Origin of the sequence: Pseudomonas sp. NFX183 (assembly GCF_047943075.1) — a bacterium.
Classification (GTDB): domain Bacteria; phylum Pseudomonadota; class Gammaproteobacteria; order Pseudomonadales; family Pseudomonadaceae; genus Aquipseudomonas.
Map to the genome: position 1 here is coordinate 4005899 of NZ_CP181333.1, position 15869 is coordinate 4021767.

Genomic DNA, 15869 nt, shown 5'->3' on the forward strand with positions numbered 1-15869 from the left:
ATAAATGCCGGGATCGTCGTGAAGGGCTGGTGTTCAGCCGCGGCGTACTGGAATAAAGCGTTGCCAGTTTGATGCCCGCTGGACGGAATCGAACGACTTAAAGTTTGGTACGACGGTACCAATATCTTCTGCCTGACAGATTTAGAGGAACGACCGTGCATAACGTCGTCATCAGCGGCACTGGCCTGTACACCCCGGCCAACAGCATCTCCAACGAAGAGCTGGTGCAGTCTTTCAATGCCTATGTTCAGCAGTTCAACACTGACAACGCCGCCGCCATCGAGCGCGGTGAGGTTCAGGCACTGACTGAGTCCAGCGCGGCCTTTATCGAGAAAGCATCGGGCATCAAGAGCCGTTTTGTCATGGACAAGGACGGTATTCTCGACCCGCAGCGCATGGCTCCGCGTTTGCCTGAGCGCAGCAATGACGAGTGGTCGGTGCTTTGCCAGATGGCGGTTGGCGCGGCCGAACAGGCCCTGCAGCGCGCCGGCAAGACTGCCGCCGACATCGACGGCGTGATCGTCGCCTGCTCCAACCTGCAGCGCGCCTACCCGGCCATCGCCATCGAAGTCCAGGAAGCGCTGGGTATCGAAGGTTTCGGTTTCGACATGAACGTGGCGTGCTCGTCGGCGACCTTTGGTATCCAGAACGCCGCCAACAGCATCCAGCTGGGCCAGGCGCGGGCGATCCTGATGGTCAATCCGGAAGTCTGCACCGGCCACCTGAATTTCCGTGATCGCGACAGCCACTTCATCTTCGGTGATGCGGCTACGGCCGTGATTCTCGAGCGCGCCGACCTGGCGACTTCCGAGCATCAGTTCGACGTGGTGAGCACCAAACTGCTGACCAAGTTTTCCAACAACATCCGCAACAACTTCGGCTTCCTCAACCGCACGGCGGAAGAGGGCATCGGCGCGCCGGACAAGCTGTTCGTACAGGAAGGTCGCAAGGTCTTCCGTGACGTCTGCCCGATGGTTGCCGAACTGATCGGTGTGCACCTGGACGAAAACCAGCTGAATGTGACCGATGTGAAGCGTTTCTGGCTGCACCAGGCCAACCTGAGCATGAACCACCTGATCGTGAAAAAGCTGCTGGGCCGCGAAGCCTCGGTGGAAGAAGCGCCGGTGATTCTCGACACCTACGCCAACACCAGTTCGGCAGGTTCGGTGATTGCGTTTCACACCTACCAGGACGACTTGCCAAAAGGAGCCGTGGCAGTGCTCAGTTCGTTCGGTGCGGGTTACTCGATCGGCAGCGTGATCCTGCGTAAACGCTAATCGTTGGATTTGGCCAGATTTAATGTGGGAGCTGGCTTGCCTGCGATGACGATAGTGGCGCCACCGCCGCTATCGCAGGCAAGCCAGCTCCCACAGGTATCGGATTTCCACAGCAGGATTGAGGTAAACGATGGCAGCCGCCGACGACGCGCACCTGCTGGAACGGCTGCTCAAGGGCGAGCAGCGCGCCTACAAGGAATTGGTCACCACCTACCAGAGCGCCATGCGCGCAGTGGCCTACGCCATCGTCGGCCAGCGCCACGCCGACGAAGTGGTGCAGGACGCGTGGTTGTCGGTGGTGCGCAACCTGGCCAAGTTCGAAGGGCGTTCCAGCCTCAAGACCTGGCTGCTGACCATCACCGCCAACTCCGCCAAGGGCCGCTATAAACAAAATCGCCGGGAAGTGTTGCTCGACGATTTGCCCTCACCTCACGGCACCATCGGTGACGATCGCTTCGTCCCCGACGATGGCCACTGGGCCGTCGCCCCCTACGCCTGGCACCAGGACACCCCGGAAGCGTTGTTGACCGAGGATGAATTGCGCAAGTGCCTGGAGCATACGTTGCTGAGTTTGTCGGAGCTGCAAAGCAGCGTGCTGGTGCTGCGTGAGCGCCAAGGCCTGGAGTTGGAAGAGATTTGTAATCTTCTGACGCTCTCGCTCTCCAATGTCCGTGTGCTGTTGCATCGGGCACGGCTTAAAGTCTTCGCCACGGTGGAGCATTTTGAGGAAACGGGCGAATGTTGACCTGCAAAGAACAAGTGGCACGTTCCAGTGACTACCTCGATGGGCAATTGACCTTTCGCGAACGTCTGCTGGTGCGTCATCACTTGATGTTTTGCCCTAATTGCCGGCGATTTATCCGTCAGATGCACCTGATGCAGGCGACGTTGAAAATCATGCCGGAAGAACCGGTAAAGGACGTGGATGCATTGGCTGACCGGCTGGTGGCCGAGCGGCTGAAAGATCAGTAAAAGCGCGAACAATGCAGACTCGCGTGGGCGGGGCGAACGGATGATGAGGGGCGATCCACCCACGCAAGGCTGTTGAAACCACCTCGGGCCGTCCTGGCCCAAGGTTTATTGCACACCCATTAGAACTTGGCTTCAGCATCCAACTGCAGGGTGTTGGTGTTGGCATCACGCTGCGTGCGGCTGGCATAGTCAGCCTTGGTCAGGAAGTACGTGGCGCCGAGGGCGAAGTTCTTGTCGATGTCGTAGCTGACCTTCATCTTGTGACCGCGCGAGCCGGTGGTGCCGTTGGCGAAGTCCGAGTCGGTGAAGGCACCCACCACGGCGTTACGCTGGATATCGCGGTAGTTGTAGTCCAGGTTCAAGCCGAACACTTTGGACTTGGCACCGATCAACCAGGCAGTGTCCTGATCGGTCACGGCGTCGTTGTTTTTCACGTACTGGCCATAGAACGCCAACGGCACTGCCAGGCCGCCGATGTCGGCCTGGGCGAAACCTTCGTACAGGCGGAACTGGTTGTCGGCCGAGTTGCCGTTGACCGCCAATGCGCAAGGCGTGGTGGTGGTCGTGCAGCGGCTGTCCTTGTCGTTCTGGTAGGCGTAGACGCTGCCGCCCAGAGTCATTTTCAAGTTGTCAGTCACCGAGAACCGCGTGCCCAGCTGGCCGGACGTCAGGCGCAGGTCGTGACGAAATTGCACGCCGTCGCCGTCGACGTTGTCCTTGAGGTTGTAGTTGCCGATGCTGCCGAACAACTCGGCGCTGCTGCCCAATGGGTATTTGTAGGTCAGGGCCAGGCCTTCCGGGTTGATGTCGCTGTCCCAGATCACGTCGCCCATGTTGACCCACGGCTGCAGCATCTTGCCGCCGATCACGTGCAGGTTTTTGATCTGGTCCGGGTGGTAGTCGATGTAGCCCAGGTCCAGCCAGATCGACTTCTTGTCGAAGTAGTTGTCCTGGTCCTGATTGGTGGAGCGCGCGTCGTCGCTGCTGCCGGTGGCAATGCGAATGCCGGTGTCGACCTGCGAGTTGACCTCGGTGTAGGCGCCCAGGCGGGCACGGATGCGCTGACGGTCCTTGTCACGCCCGCCGTTGTTGGATTCGCCCTGGATCTTCACGGTTTCCTGACGGAAACGCACGTCACCCTTAAGCTGAGTGCGCGCGGCCCAGGCCAGTTTCTGGTCGAACACGCTCAGGTCATTGGTTTTTTTCGCGGTGGCCGCGATCTGCTCGTTGGTCTCTTGTTGAGCTTGCTGTGCGATCTGCTTTTCTTTCTGGTCCTTGGCCAATTCCGCTTGCAGTTCGGTGTACTGCGCAGCGGTGATCTGGCCGTTGGCCTTGAGCATGTCGAGCAATTTAGCGTCGACTGCAGCGCTGGCCGGAACGCTCAGGGCCAGCAACAGGCCGCCACACAGGGCCGCCGCAGTTTTAGTGGAAGCAAGACGCATATCAATCTCCGAAAGTGAGGAGGGATGGCAAACCACCCAGGACACAACCGACCGATGACGGACGGAAAATAGCCGCCTGCTAGAACCAGGCGCTCTAAAAACAGGCGTCAGTATCACGATCACTTATGACGGGGCAGTGGCTAAGTGATGTCATGTAGATGACAAAATATTTAAGAAGGAACTATTTGATTCGGCCTTTGTCGTGCCATTTGAGCGTGTGCGAAGGCCAGCGATAAGCGATACTCGCCAGGCTTTCACGCCCTGAAGTAGTGAGGATGCCGATGCCGTTGCAACGCCTGGACGCCCTGTCCGAAATCGCCCCGCAGGTGTGGGATGCCCTCGTGCCGCAGGCCCAACCCTTTGTGCGGCATGCATTCCTGAGTGCGCTGGAAGACAGCGCCAGCCTGGGCCCGCAATCGGGCTGGCAACCTGAGCATTTGCTGCACTGGGAAGGCGATCGCCTGGTGGCGGCAATGCCCAGCTACCGCAAATGGCATTCCTACGGTGAGTACGTGTTCGATCACGGTTGGGCCGATGCGTGTGAGCGGGCAGGCATTGATTACTACCCAAAGTTGCTGACCGCAGTGCCGTTCAGCCCGGTCAGCGGGCCGCGCTTGCTGGCCAGGAGCGCCGAAGATGGCTTCGAGCTGCTGAACAGCCTGCCGGGCTACCTGGAAATCGAAGGGCTCTCCAGCGCCCACATCAACTTCACTGACCCTTTGGCCGACCAAGCCTTGGCGCAGCATCCAGGTTGGTTACAGCGCTTGGGCTGCCAGTTTCATTGGCAAAACCGCGGTTATCGCGACTTCCAGGATTTCCTTGACGCCTTGAGTTCGCGCAAGCGCAAACAAATGCGCAAAGAGCGCGAGCAAGTGGCGGGGCAGGGCATCGAGTTCGAATGGCTGCAAGGCCATGAGTTGAGCGAAGCGCAGTGGGATTTTGTCTACGCCTGCTACGCCAACACCTATGCCGTGCGCCGCCAGTCGCCGTACCTGACGCGGGCGTTTTTCAGCCTGCTGGCCGAGCGCATGCCCGAAGCGATTCGCGTGGTGCTGGCTAAACAGGGCGTGCGCCCGGTTGCGATGGCCTTCAGCCTGATCGGTGGCGACAGCTTCTACGGGCGTTATTGGGGCTGCCTGGCGGAATTCGATCGTCTGCATTTCGAAACCTGCTTCTACCAGGGCATGGATTACGCCATTGCTCACGGCTTGCAGCGCTTCGACGCCGGCGCCCAAGGCGAGCACAAATTGATTCGCGGGTTTGAACCAGTTATCACCCGGTCGTGGCACTACCTGCGCCATCCGGGCCTGAAGAATGCCGTGGAAGATTTCCTCGAGCGCGAGCGCGTGGGGATTCTGGCGTATGCCGAAGAAGCGAGGACAGCCCTGCCTTATCGGCAGGGCTGAACCCCTTGACCTCAGGCTGGGTCCTCCTCGCCCAGCCATCGATAGGTCGCGCCGCCGATCACAGCACCCAAAATGGGCGCCAGCCAGAACATCCACAACTGCTGAAGCGCCCACCCGCCGACAATCAGCGCCGGGCCGGTACTGCGGGCCGGGTTGACCGAGGTGTTGGTCACGGGGATGGAGATCAAGTGGATCAGGGTCAAGGCCAGGCCGATGGCGATGGGCGCGAGGCCCGCTGGGGCACGACGGTCTGTGGCGCCAAGGATGATCAGCACGAACATCGCCGTCATCACCAGCTCACAGACAAACCCCGTTGCCATTGAGTAACTGCCCGGCGAATGCTCGCCATAGCCATTGGCAGCCAGGCCCGATGCCAGTTCGAACCCGGGTTTGCCGCTGGCAATGAAGTACAACAGCGCAGCGGCGACCGTGCCGCCGATAACCTGCGAGAGGATATAAGCCGGTAACTCCCTGGCTGGGAACCTCCCGCCCACTACCAAGCCTACTGATACGGCAGGGTTGAGATGGCAGCCGCTGATGTGCCCGATGGCAAACGCCATGGTCAACACCGTGAGCCCGAACGCCAGGGCCACACCCAACAGCCCAATCCCGACGGCGGGAAACGCTGCGGCCAACACCGCACTCCCGCAACCGCCCAACACCAGCCAAAACGTACCCAACCCCTCTGTGATTGAACGTTTGAACAAAGACATGCAACACGTCCTTGATAGATCGCTCTACCCAATCAGTAAATCAATGATGCTCCCTGCAGATTTACTTCAGCGCCCGTCTGGGCACTGCTTTGATTGAAGCAGGGTTTGTGGGCAAGTCCAGGCCATAAAAAAGCGCCAGGGCCCTTTGGGCGCTGGCGCGATAGGCCAATGCTGCTATGCAATGCGATCAACTGTGGGAGCGGGCTTGCTCGCGAAGGCGCAGTGTCAGTCAGCTTATAGGGCGACGGGTACACCGCTTTCGCGAGCAAGCCCGCTCCCACAGTTTGGATTGTGTGTGCCCTCAAACTATCAGTCGATGCCGACGAAGCCTCCGGTTTGATGCTGCCACAACCTGGCATACAACCCGCCGTGGGCCAGCAATTCGGCGTGGCTGCCAGTCTCGGCGATTTGCCCTTTCTCCAGCACCACCAATCGGTCCATTCGCGCGATGGTCGACAACCGGTGCGCAATCGCTATCACCGTCTTGCCTTGCATCAAGGTTTCCAGGCTTTCCTGGATCGCCGCTTCCACTTCCGAGTCCAGCGCCGAGGTGGCCTCGTCCATGATCAGAATCGGCGCGTCCTTGAGCAGCACCCGCGCAATGGCGATGCGCTGGCGTTGCCCACCCGAGAGTTTGACCCCGCGCTCACCCACATGGGCGTCCAGCCCGGTACGCCCTTCGGCGTCCGACAGCAGCGGAATGAATTCATCGGCGCGGGCCTTGTGGATGGCGGCCGTCAGTTCTTCATCGGTCGCGTCCGGCTTGCCGTACAGCAGGTTGTCACGGATCGAACGGTGCAGCAGCGAAGTGTCCTGGGTGATCATGCCGATCTGCGCGCGCAGGCTTTCCTGGGCAACCTCGGCGATGTTCTGCCCGTCGATCAGGATGCGCCCGCCTTGCAGGTCGTACAGGCGCAGCAGCAGGTTGACCAGGGTCGACTTGCCCGCGCCGGACGGGCCGATCAGGCCGATCTTTTCCCCGGCCTTGATCGTCAGGTTCAAGCCGCCAATGATTCCGCTCTTTTTGCCGTAGTGAAAATCCACCTGCTCAAAGCGCACTTCGCCATGGGGCACGTTCAGGCGCGGGGCATTCTCGCGGTCGGTGACCGCCAGCGGCGCTGCGATGGTTTTCAGCCCGTCCTGCACCATGCCGATGTTTTCGAAAATGCCGTTGACCACCCACATGATCCAGCCGGACATGTTGACGATACGAATCACCAGGCCGGTGGCCAAGGCAATCGCGCCCACGGAAATCAGCGACTGGGTCCACAGCCACAGAGCCAGGCCGGTGGTGGTGACGATCAGCAGGCCGTTCAAGATGGCAATCGTCACGTCCATGCTGGTCAGCACGCGCGCGGCCAACTGGGTTTTTTCGGTCTGCTCGATGATCGCTTCCTTGGCGTATTCCTGCTCATTCTGCGTATGGGCGAACAGCTTCAAGGTGGTGATGTTGGTGTAGCCGTCGACGATGCGGCCCATCAGTTTGGAGCGCGCTTCAGAGGAGATCACCGAGCGCTCTTTCACGCGCGGCACGAAGTAACGCAAGGCCAGGCTGTAGCAGATGATCCAGGTGATCAGCGGGATCATCAGCCGCCAGTCGGCCTCGGCAAACAGCACCAGGGCGCTGACCGCATAGATCGACACGTGCCAGATGGCTTCCGCCGTCGCCACCGCCGAGTCACGCAAGGAGTTGCCGGTTTGCATGATGCGCTGGGCAATACGCCCGGCGAAATCGTTTTGAAAGAAATTCAGGCTCTGCTTGAGCACGTAGCTGTGGTTTTGCCAGCGAATCAGGCTGGTCATGCCGGGGTTGATGGTCTGGTGCACCAGCAAGTCATGCAAGCCGTTGAAGATCGGGCGCAATAGCAGGGCGACCACGGCCATCCAGATCAGCTCGGCGCTGTGAACCTGGAAGAAGTTGGCGGGCGGTGTGCCTTGGGCCAGATCGATGATGCGGCTCAGGTAGCTGAACAACGCCACTTCGATCAACGCACCGACCAGGCCTACCACCAGCAAGGCGGCAAAGCTTGGCCACACCTGGCGCAGGTAATAGAGGTAGAAGGGCAGGACTTTGTCGGGCGGGGCGTCGCTGGGGGCAGCGCGGAAAATATCGATCAGTTGTTCAAAACGACGATAGAGCATTAGGTTGACGCCCGCCTGGCGGGCTCTCCTGTTCAAATGCGCGCGTGGCCTTGTGGGCCATGCGCGGAGCTACCTGCAGACCTCAGTCGATGCGCTTGGCCGACTTGATCAGAACAGGATCGATAGGCACGTTCTGCATGCCTTGCTTGGTGGTGGTCTGCGAGTTGACGATGATATCGACCACGTCCATGCCCTTGACCACTTTGGCGAATACGGCGTAACCGGCGTCACGGCCCGGATCGAGGAAAGCATTGTCGGCCACGTTGATGAAGAACTGGCTGGTGGCCGAGTTCGGGTCATTGGTGCGGGCCATCGACAGGGTGCCGCGTACGTTGTGCAGGCCGTTGCTGGCTTCGTTCTTGATCGGTGCTTCGGTTGGCTTTTGCGACATCTGCGCGGTGAATCCGCCGCCCTGGACCATGAAGCCCGGGATCACGCGGTGGAAAATCGTGTTGGTGTAGAAGCCTTTGTCGACATAGGCCAGGAAGTTCTTGGTGCTGATCGGCGCCTTGACCGGGTCCAGTTCGATTTCAATGTCGCCATTGGTGGTGGTAATCAGGACGTGAGGCGCCTTGGCGGGCTCGGCGGCCATCAGGTTGGCGGCGAACAAAACAGAACCGGCAAAGAAGGCGATTTTTTTCAACATGGGTCAGTGATCCTGGGTAGTGGTTTCGACTGTCTTTAGAAAATCGAGCAGGGTAGCGTTAAAGACTTCGGGTTGATCCAAAGGCGTGGCATGGCGGGAATCTTCAATCACCACCAGTCGCGCATCGGGCAGCAGTTTTACATAGATTTCTTTTTGCGCCACGGGTGTGTAGTCGTGGTCGGCGCTGATGACCAGGGTTGGACAGGTGATCCCGGAAAGTTGTTCCTGTACGCCCCAGCCCACAATCGCGTCGAAACTGGCGAGATAAGCACGTTTGTCGTTTTTTGCCCAGCGTTCGGCCATCTTGCGCCGCAGGTCGCCCTGGTGCGGTTTGGGGAACAGCCGATCACCCAGGGCCTTGCCGATGGTGGCCAGGCTGAGCACTCGCGCCAGGCTCCAGCGCTTGGCCCACTGCCAATAATCATCGGCGCTGCGCACTTTGACCTCGGGCGCACTGTTGACGATACACAGGCTCTTGACCCGGGCAGGTTCGTCCACCGCCAGCTGGAAGGCGATCATGCCGCCCATGGACAGGCCCACGACATGAGCGGGCGGCAAGTTCAGATGTTCGATCAAGGCGAGCAGGTCGACGGTGAAACCCTTGATGCTGTAGCGCTCGCGAGGCTTGTCGGAGCGCCCGTGACCGCGCACATCCACCACGATCAGGCGGTAATGCCGGGCCAGCACCGGAATCTGCAATTCCCAATCCTGGCTACTGGAGCCCAGGCCGTGGATCAGGATCAACGGGCTGCCGTGACCGTATTCCTCGTAATGCAGGCTGCAGCCTTCATGGTCGAACCAGGCCATGCATGAACTCCGTTTCAGGCTTGCTGGGGAGCGGCGTAAGGCGCGTCCAGGGGGGCGGTGTCAAAGGTGCGCAGCAATTCCACGAGGATCTGTGTGGCTGGGCCCAGGGGTTTGTCCTTGTTCGCGTACAGATAAAACGTCGGGTTGCGGCTGCCGCCTTTTTCCAAGGGTAGCTGCTTGAGCAGGCCATCGTTGAGTTCGCGCTCGATCATGTGCCGGGGCAGCCAGGCAAAGCCCAGGCCGCTGCTGACGAATGTCGCGGCGGTGGGCAGGCTGCCGACGGTCCAGCGCTGTTCGGCGCCAAGCCAGCCCACATCTCGCGGTTGCTGGCGGCCGGAGTCGCGGATCACCACCTGCATCTGGCTTTCCAGGTCCTGGAAGCTCAGCTCACGGTTCAAGCGATGCAGCGAATGGTCCGGGTGGGCCACGGCGATAAATTCCACATCGCTCATTTCCGTGCCCAGGTAGCCGGGGATAATGAACCCGCTGATCGCCAGGTCGGCCATGCCATCTATCAGCAACTCTTCGACGCCCGACAGCACTTCTTCACGCAGGCGCACGCGGCAGCCACGGCTTTGCGGCATAAAGGCGGTAAGGGCGCGCACCAGGCGTGCATTGGGGTAGGCGGCATCCACGACCAACCGCACTTCAGCCTCCCAACCCTGTTCCATGTGGTGGGCAAGGTCTTCCAGTTGACTGGCGTTTTTCACCAGTTGCCGCGAGCGGCGCAACAACACTTCACCGGCGTCGGTGAGCACCGCCTTGCGTCCGTCGATGCGCAGCAGCGGCACGCCGAGTTGGTCTTGCATGCGAGCAACGGTGTAACTCACCGAAGACTGCGAACGGTGCAACGCTTCAGCCGCCTGGGCGAAGCCGCCGTGGTCGACCACGGCTTGCAGCGTGCGCCATTGATCGAGGGTAACGCGGGGCGCTTTCAAGATGAGCTCCTCTTGTCCTAAGCTGGCGGTCCTTATTGGAGACTGCCGAATGAGAAAATTCTGTTGTGTGTTGCTGGCGCTGCTGCCGATGAGCGCATTTGCCTACCCCATCGACGTCACGAAAAAGATCGACGGCGTGCAAGTGGACTACACCGCGACCGACGTGGACGGCGACATCAGTTCGATCCGGCTAAACAACTACGGCACCAATGACGCGGTGTGTTCGGTAACCTTCACCAACGGCCCGGAATCGCCGCGTAATCGCAAGGTCACGGTGGCGGCGGGCAAAAGCACCAACACCACGGTCAAGTTCAGTCGCGCCATTATCAAGATGCGTATCGCGCTGGCATGTGCCCCAAAATAAAGCAGCAGCGGAGCATGCTCACAGCAATACTCCGCTTATAAACAAATTTCTAGATGGGTTGTAGCAGTTTTTTGCGCTTTTTTATCGAATGAGCCCTGGTTAATCTTTTCTCCATCGCCTTACAGCATTTACAGATGGAGCCTACCCAGCCATGTCCAATGTTCTGATCATCGAAAGCAGCGCACGCCAACAGGATTCGATCTCCCGTCAGCTGACCCAGCAATTCATCAGCCAATGGAAGGTCGCTCATCCGACGGATCAGATCACCCTGCGTGACGTGGCGCTTAACCCGGTTCCGCACCTGGACGCCAACCTGCTCGGCGGCTGGATGAAACCCGCCGAACAGCGCAGCGGCATCGAACAGGCCTCCCTGGACCGCTCCAACGAATTGACCGACGAACTGCTCGCCGCCGATGTGCTGGTGATGGCTGCGCCGATGTACAACTTCGCGATCCCCAGCACCCTCAAAGCCTGGCTGGACCACGTGTTGCGTGCCGGTGTGACCTTCAAGTACACCGCCACCGGCCCTCAGGGTTTGCTCATTGGCAAGCGCGCGATTGTGTTGACCGCGCGCGGCGGCATCCACACCGGCGCCAGCTCCGATCATCAGGAACCGTACCTGCGTCAGGTCATGGCCTTTATCGGTATTCACGACGTGACCTTCATTCATGCTGAAGGGGTGAACCTGAGCGGGGACTTCCAGGAAAAAGGCATTAACCACGCCAAGGCGCTGCTGGCACAGGTCGCTTGATCGTTTAATCGTCACATAATCGCGCGGTGTTTATATCGCTCCACGCAAACCCTTCAAGTACGCGTATCGAACCTCCCTTTGCACTTGTTGCTCCTGAGTGCTCCTGCCCGACTGCCGCTTTAGCGAGGTCGGGTTTTTTTTGCCTCGAGTTTCTTCAAACACCGAAAACCCTTAAAGTCGCGCCCATTCGAAACGAGGCGCGCATGGGCTATTTACTGGTTGTCACCCTGATTCAGGCTTTTTCCTTCAGCTTGATCGGCGAATACCTCGCCGGTCACGTCGACAGCTATTTCGCAGTGCTGGTGCGCGTGGTGCTGGCCGGGCTGGTGTTCATCCCGCTGACCCGCTGGCGCTCGGTAGAGCCAAGGTTCATGCGCGGCATGCTGGTGATCGGCGCGCTGCAGTTTGGTGTGACCTACGTGTGCCTGTACCTGAGCTTTCGGGTGCTCACGGTGCCGGAAGTGCTGCTGTTCACCATCCTCACGCCGTTGCACGTGACGCTGATCGAAGACGCGCTTAACCGTCGCTTTAATCCTTGGGCGCTGATCGCGGCGCTGGTGGCGGTGGGCGGCGCGGCAGTGATTCGCTTTGACCAGATCACGCCGCACTTCCTCGGCGGCTTTTTGCTGTTGCAACTGGCCAACTTCACCTACGCCGCCGGGCAGGTGATGTACAAACATCTGGTGGCGCGTTATCCAAGCGACCTGCCGCATTACCGACGTTTCGGCTACTTCTACCTGGGCGCCTTGATCGTGGTGTTGCCGGCATTCCTGCTGTTCGGCAAGGCCGACTTCCTGCCACAAGCGCCCCTGCAATGGGGCGTGCTGGTGTTCCTCGGGTTGGTCAGCACCGCGTTGGGCATGTACTGGTGGAACAAGGGCGCTTGCCTGGTCAACGGCGGCACCCTGGCGGTGATGAACAACCTGCATGTGCCGGTGGGGTTGCTGCTGAACTTGCTGATCTGGAACCAGCATGAACCGCTGGGGCGGCTGGCGTTGGGCGGGTTGGTGATTTTGGCGGCGGTGTGGATCAGCCGGTTGGGCGTACGTAAAGAGTTAGCCCAATCTTGAATCCCTTTGTGGGAGCGGGCTTGCTCGCGAAGGCGGTAGGTCAGTCAGTGATCGGTTGACTGATTCTCCGCGTTCGCGAGCAAGCCCGCTCCCACAGAAGGTCGTTGGTGTTATACCGCGCTGTGTTCCAAGGTCGGCAGATGACTGGCCCCCAGCACCGCCGGCAACATGCCCGCGCGCAAGTCATTGCCACTTGGCTGCTGATACAGGCTCAAACCGAACTCCGGCAGCACCGCCAGCAGGTAATCAAAAATATCCCCCTGGATGCGCTCGTAATCCGCCCACGCCGTGGTGCGCGTGAAGCAGTAGATTTCCAGCGGCACGCCCTGAGCGGTGGTTTGCATCTGGCGCACCATGCAGGTCATGTTCGGCTGAATGTCCGGGTGGCTTTTAAGGTAGGCCAGGGCATAGGCGCGGAAGGTGCCCAAGTTGGTCATGCGGCGGCGGTTGGCAGAGAGTTGCGCGCTATTGCCCTGAGCCTCGTTCCACGCCTTGAGTTCAGCCTGCTTGCGGCTGATGTAGTCGGTGAGCAAGTGCACCTGGGTCATGCGCACTTCTTCATCGTCACGCAAAAAACGCACGCCGCTGGCGTCGATGTACAGGCTGCGCTTGATGCGGCGACCGCCGGACGCCTGCATGCCGCGCCAGTTCTTGAACGACTCTGACATCAAGCGCCAGGTAGGAATGGAGACGATGGTTTTGTCGAAATTCTGCACCTTGACCGTGTGCAGCGTGATGTCCACTACATCACCGTCGGCGCCGACCTGAGGCATCTCGATCCAGTCGCCGACCCGCAGCATGTCGTTGCTGGTCAATTGCACACTGGCGACGAACGAGAGCAGCGTGTCCTTGTACACCAACAGAATCACCGCCGACATCGCACCCAACCCCGACAGCAGCAACAGCGGCGAACGGTCGATCAACGTGGCGACAATAATGATTGCGGCGAACACGAACAGCACCATTTTCGCCAATTGCACATAGCCCTTGATTGAGCGAGTGCGGGCATGTTCGGTACGTGCGTAGATATCCAGCAGCGCATTGAGCAGGGCGCTCACGGCCAGCGTCATGAACAGGATGGTGAATGCCAGGGCGACATTGCCGATAAACAGCGTGGCGGTTTTGCTCAGGTCCGGCACCAGATACAGGCCGAACTGAATCACCAGGGACGGCGTCATCTGTGCCAGGCGGTGGAAGACTTTGTTGTGCCGCAGATCATTAAGCCAGTGCAGCGCCGGTTGCCGGCCGAGCAATTTGACGGCGTGGAGGATGAGGTAGCGCGCGACCCGGCCGAGCAGCAGGGCGACTACCAGCAACACCAGCAAACCCAGGCTCGCATGCAGCAGCGGGTGTTGATCGAGGGCGCCCCAAAGGTCTTGGACGTTGAGCCAGAACTGTTTGATATCCATGGGTGAAACCGATTCTTCTGTAAGACAACACGGGCCGATTAGAGCATTTAAGTGCGACAAAGTTGACGTTGTAGACAAATGAGCTGACAAAAAAGCAGCTGATTAGCCCCGTTCGCGTAAAGAAACTCGGTTTGGACGCCCGAAACCGTTACCCTATGCAGCTGATATTTTGTATTTCTTCGAGGTAGCACCCGTGTTTTCCCAATTCGCCCTGCACGAACGCCTGCTCAAAGCCGTGGCCGAGCTTAAATTTGTCGAGCCTACGCCTGTGCAAGCAGCGGCCATCCCGCTCGCGCTCCAAGGGCGTGACCTGCGGGTGACGGCTCAAACCGGGAGTGGCAAAACCGCCGCTTTCGTCCTGCCGATTCTGCACCGACTGATTGGCCCGGCCAAAGTCCGCGTCAGCATCAAAACCCTGATCCTGCTGCCTACCCGCGAGCTGGCCCAGCAGACCTTGAAAGAAGTCGAGCGCTTTTCGCAGTTCACCTTCATCAAATCCGGCCTGATCACCGGTGGCGAAGACTTCAAGGTCCAGGCCGCCATGCTGCGCAAGGTCCCGGACATTCTGATCGGCACCCCAGGCCGCATGATCGAGCAACTCAACGCCGGCAACCTCGACCTCAAGGAAGTCGAAGTGCTGGTGCTCGACGAAGCCGACCGCATGCTCGACATGGGCTTTGCCGATGACGTGCAGCGCCTGGTGGCCGAATGCGTCAATCGCCAGCAGACCATGCTGTTCTCCGCCACCACTGGCGGCTCGACCCTGCGTGACATGGTCGCCAAGGTCTTGAACAACCCTGAGCACTTGCAGGTCAACAACGTCAGCGACCTGAACGCCACCACGCGTCAGCAGATCGTCACCGCCGACCACAACGTGCACAAAGAACAGATCCTCAACTGGCTGTTGGCCAACGAGACCTATCAGAAGGCCATCGTGTTCACCAACACCCGGGCTGCGGCGGACCGTATCTACGGTCGCCTGGTGGCACAGGATTACAAAGCGTTTGTGCTGCACGGTGAGAAAGACCAGAAGGACCGCAAGCTGGCCATCGACCGCCTGAAGGCTGGCGGCGTGAAGATCCTGGTGGCCACCGACGTGGCTGCGCGCGGTCTGGACGTGGACGGCCTGGACATGGTCATCAACTTCGACATGCCGCGCAGCGGCGACGAATACGTGCACCGTATCGGTCGTACCGGGCGTGCCGGCAATGATGGCCTGGCAATCTCGCTGATCTGCCATGGCGACTGGAACCTGATGTCGAGCATCGAGCGCTACCTCAAGCAGTCGTTCGAGCGCCGCACCATCAAGGAAGTCAAAGGCACCTACACCGGGCCGAAGAAGGTCAAGGCGTCGGGCAAGGCGGTTGGCGTGAAGAAGAAAAAAGTCGACGCCAAGGGCGACAAGAAGAAAGCCGGTGCCAAGTCGCCGACCAAGCGCAAAATTGCCAACCGGCCGAAGACCGACAACCTGTCGCTCGTAAGCAAGGACGGCATGGCGCCGCTCAAGCGCCGCAAGCCAGAAGCGCCGGCTGCCGAGTAAGGCTGCACCGATATAAAAAAACCGGACGATGTCCGGTTTTTTTTGGTCTTCAGTTTTTTGTCTCGGCGGCTGCTTTATCCAGGTCTTTAAGGCGCTGATCGATCAGTTGGCATTTGTCTGGCAGGTCGGCAGAGGTTGTGTCCATGTCCATTTTCTGCAGCTCTTCATTCATTTCCTTGGCTTTGGCGGGGTTCTGCTGGGTGAGCCTGGTCACCTCCTGCGCCAGTTGCTCACGTTTTGCCGTGGCTTCTTCAGGCGTACAGGCCCAAGCGGGCAGGGCAGTCAGCAGCGTGGCGGCGATGGCCAGGTTCATCAGGGTTTTCATGGTCGGACCTCCTTGGCAGTGTGTTCAGTTGAGGTGGCGAACGTCTGGAAAGTTCAGAGAAATGACG

16 protein-coding genes are annotated in these 15869 nt (G+C 59.7%); 8 read left to right on the forward strand and 8 right to left on the reverse strand.

Annotated elements, in window-relative coordinates:
- Positions 1–155: 155 nt before the first annotated feature.
- The 3 genes from ACM530_RS18715 (at position 156) to ACM530_RS18725 (ending at position 2249) form a co-directional block, all read left to right on the forward strand.
- The gene (locus ACM530_RS18715) at positions 156–1277 is read left to right on the forward strand and encodes a beta-ketoacyl-ACP synthase III (protein WP_262208335.1); all 1122 of its coding nucleotides are present in this window, start codon (positions 156–158) and stop codon (positions 1275–1277) included.
- Positions 1278–1407: 130 nt separating this feature from the next.
- The gene (locus ACM530_RS18720) at positions 1408–2022 is read left to right on the forward strand and encodes an RNA polymerase sigma factor (protein ID WP_064453547.1); all 615 of its coding nucleotides are present in this window, start codon (positions 1408–1410) and stop codon (positions 2020–2022) included.
- Complete coding sequence (locus ACM530_RS18725; RefSeq protein WP_416362876.1) at positions 2016–2249, forward strand: zf-HC2 domain-containing protein; 234 nt, start codon at positions 2016–2018, stop codon at positions 2247–2249. The genes ACM530_RS18720 and ACM530_RS18725 overlap by 7 nt, the downstream gene beginning before the upstream one ends.
- Positions 2250–2368: 119 nt before the next feature.
- On the opposite strand, the gene ACM530_RS18730 is transcribed toward ACM530_RS18725, so the two are convergent.
- Positions 2369–3691: a putative porin gene (locus tag ACM530_RS18730; RefSeq protein WP_145159016.1), complete on the reverse strand. Its 1323-nt coding sequence runs from the start codon at positions 3689–3691 to the stop codon at positions 2369–2371.
- Positions 3692–3972: 281 nt separating this feature from the next.
- On the opposite strand from ACM530_RS18730, the gene ACM530_RS18735 reads away from it, so the two are divergent.
- A complete protein-coding gene (locus ACM530_RS18735; RefSeq protein WP_416362877.1) occupies positions 3973–5097 on the forward strand; it encodes a GNAT family N-acetyltransferase in 1125 nt (374 codons plus the stop codon).
- Between the two features lie 11 nt (positions 5098–5108).
- Here the strand turns inward: ACM530_RS18735 and aqpZ are convergent, their stop codons facing one another.
- The 5 genes from aqpZ to ACM530_RS18760 form a co-directional block, all read right to left on the reverse strand.
- Complete coding sequence (gene aqpZ, locus ACM530_RS18740; protein ID WP_145159012.1) at positions 5109–5810, reverse strand: aquaporin Z; 702 nt, start codon at positions 5808–5810, stop codon at positions 5109–5111.
- A gap of 309 nt (positions 5811–6119) precedes the next feature.
- Positions 6120–7952 (reverse strand): ABC transporter ATP-binding protein, encoded by a 1833-nt coding sequence (locus ACM530_RS18745; RefSeq protein ID WP_416362878.1) that lies wholly within the window; start codon positions 7950–7952, stop codon positions 6120–6122.
- A gap of 82 nt (positions 7953–8034) precedes the next feature.
- Positions 8035–8598 carry a peptidylprolyl isomerase gene (locus tag ACM530_RS18750; RefSeq protein ID WP_106576379.1) on the reverse strand — a complete coding sequence of 188 codons (564 nt, stop codon included), beginning with the start codon at positions 8596–8598 and terminating at the stop codon, positions 8035–8037.
- Positions 8599–8601: 3 nt separating this feature from the next.
- Complete coding sequence (locus tag ACM530_RS18755; RefSeq protein WP_416362879.1) at positions 8602–9405, reverse strand: alpha/beta fold hydrolase; 804 nt, start codon at positions 9403–9405, stop codon at positions 8602–8604.
- A 14-nt stretch (positions 9406–9419) separates the two neighbouring features.
- Positions 9420–10343: a LysR family transcriptional regulator gene (locus ACM530_RS18760; protein WP_416362880.1), complete on the reverse strand. Its 924-nt coding sequence runs from the start codon at positions 10341–10343 to the stop codon at positions 9420–9422.
- 49 nt (positions 10344–10392) lie between these two features.
- Between ACM530_RS18760 and ACM530_RS18765 the strand changes: the two genes are divergently transcribed.
- The 3 genes from ACM530_RS18765 (at position 10393) to ACM530_RS18775 (ending at position 12528) form a co-directional block, all read left to right on the forward strand.
- Positions 10393–10707 (forward strand): 3-phosphoglycerate kinase, encoded by a 315-nt coding sequence (locus tag ACM530_RS18765; RefSeq protein WP_145159001.1) that lies wholly within the window; start codon positions 10393–10395, stop codon positions 10705–10707.
- 151 nt (positions 10708–10858) lie between these two features.
- Positions 10859–11458: an FMN-dependent NADH-azoreductase gene (locus ACM530_RS18770; RefSeq protein WP_145158999.1), complete on the forward strand. Its 600-nt coding sequence runs from the start codon at positions 10859–10861 to the stop codon at positions 11456–11458.
- A gap of 203 nt (positions 11459–11661) precedes the next feature.
- Entirely contained in the window at positions 11662–12528 is an 867-nt protein-coding gene (locus ACM530_RS18775) for a carboxylate/amino acid/amine transporter (RefSeq protein WP_262208329.1), read from the forward strand.
- 110 nt (positions 12529–12638) lie between these two features.
- Here ACM530_RS18775 and ACM530_RS18780 read toward each other — a convergent pair whose 3' ends face one another.
- Entirely contained in the window at positions 12639–13937 is a 1299-nt protein-coding gene (locus ACM530_RS18780; RefSeq protein WP_119742212.1) for a mechanosensitive ion channel family protein, read from the reverse strand.
- 193 nt (positions 13938–14130) lie between these two features.
- Between ACM530_RS18780 and ACM530_RS18785 the strand changes: the two genes are divergently transcribed.
- Positions 14131–15477, forward strand: coding sequence for a DEAD/DEAH box helicase (locus ACM530_RS18785; RefSeq protein ID WP_106576386.1), 1347 nt, complete (start codon positions 14131–14133; stop codon positions 15475–15477).
- 49 nt (positions 15478–15526) lie between these two features.
- On the opposite strand, the gene ACM530_RS18790 is transcribed toward ACM530_RS18785, so the two are convergent.
- The gene (locus tag ACM530_RS18790; protein ID WP_416362881.1) at positions 15527–15802 is read right to left on the reverse strand and encodes a hypothetical protein; all 276 of its coding nucleotides are present in this window, start codon (positions 15800–15802) and stop codon (positions 15527–15529) included.
- Positions 15803–15869 lie beyond the last annotated feature (67 nt).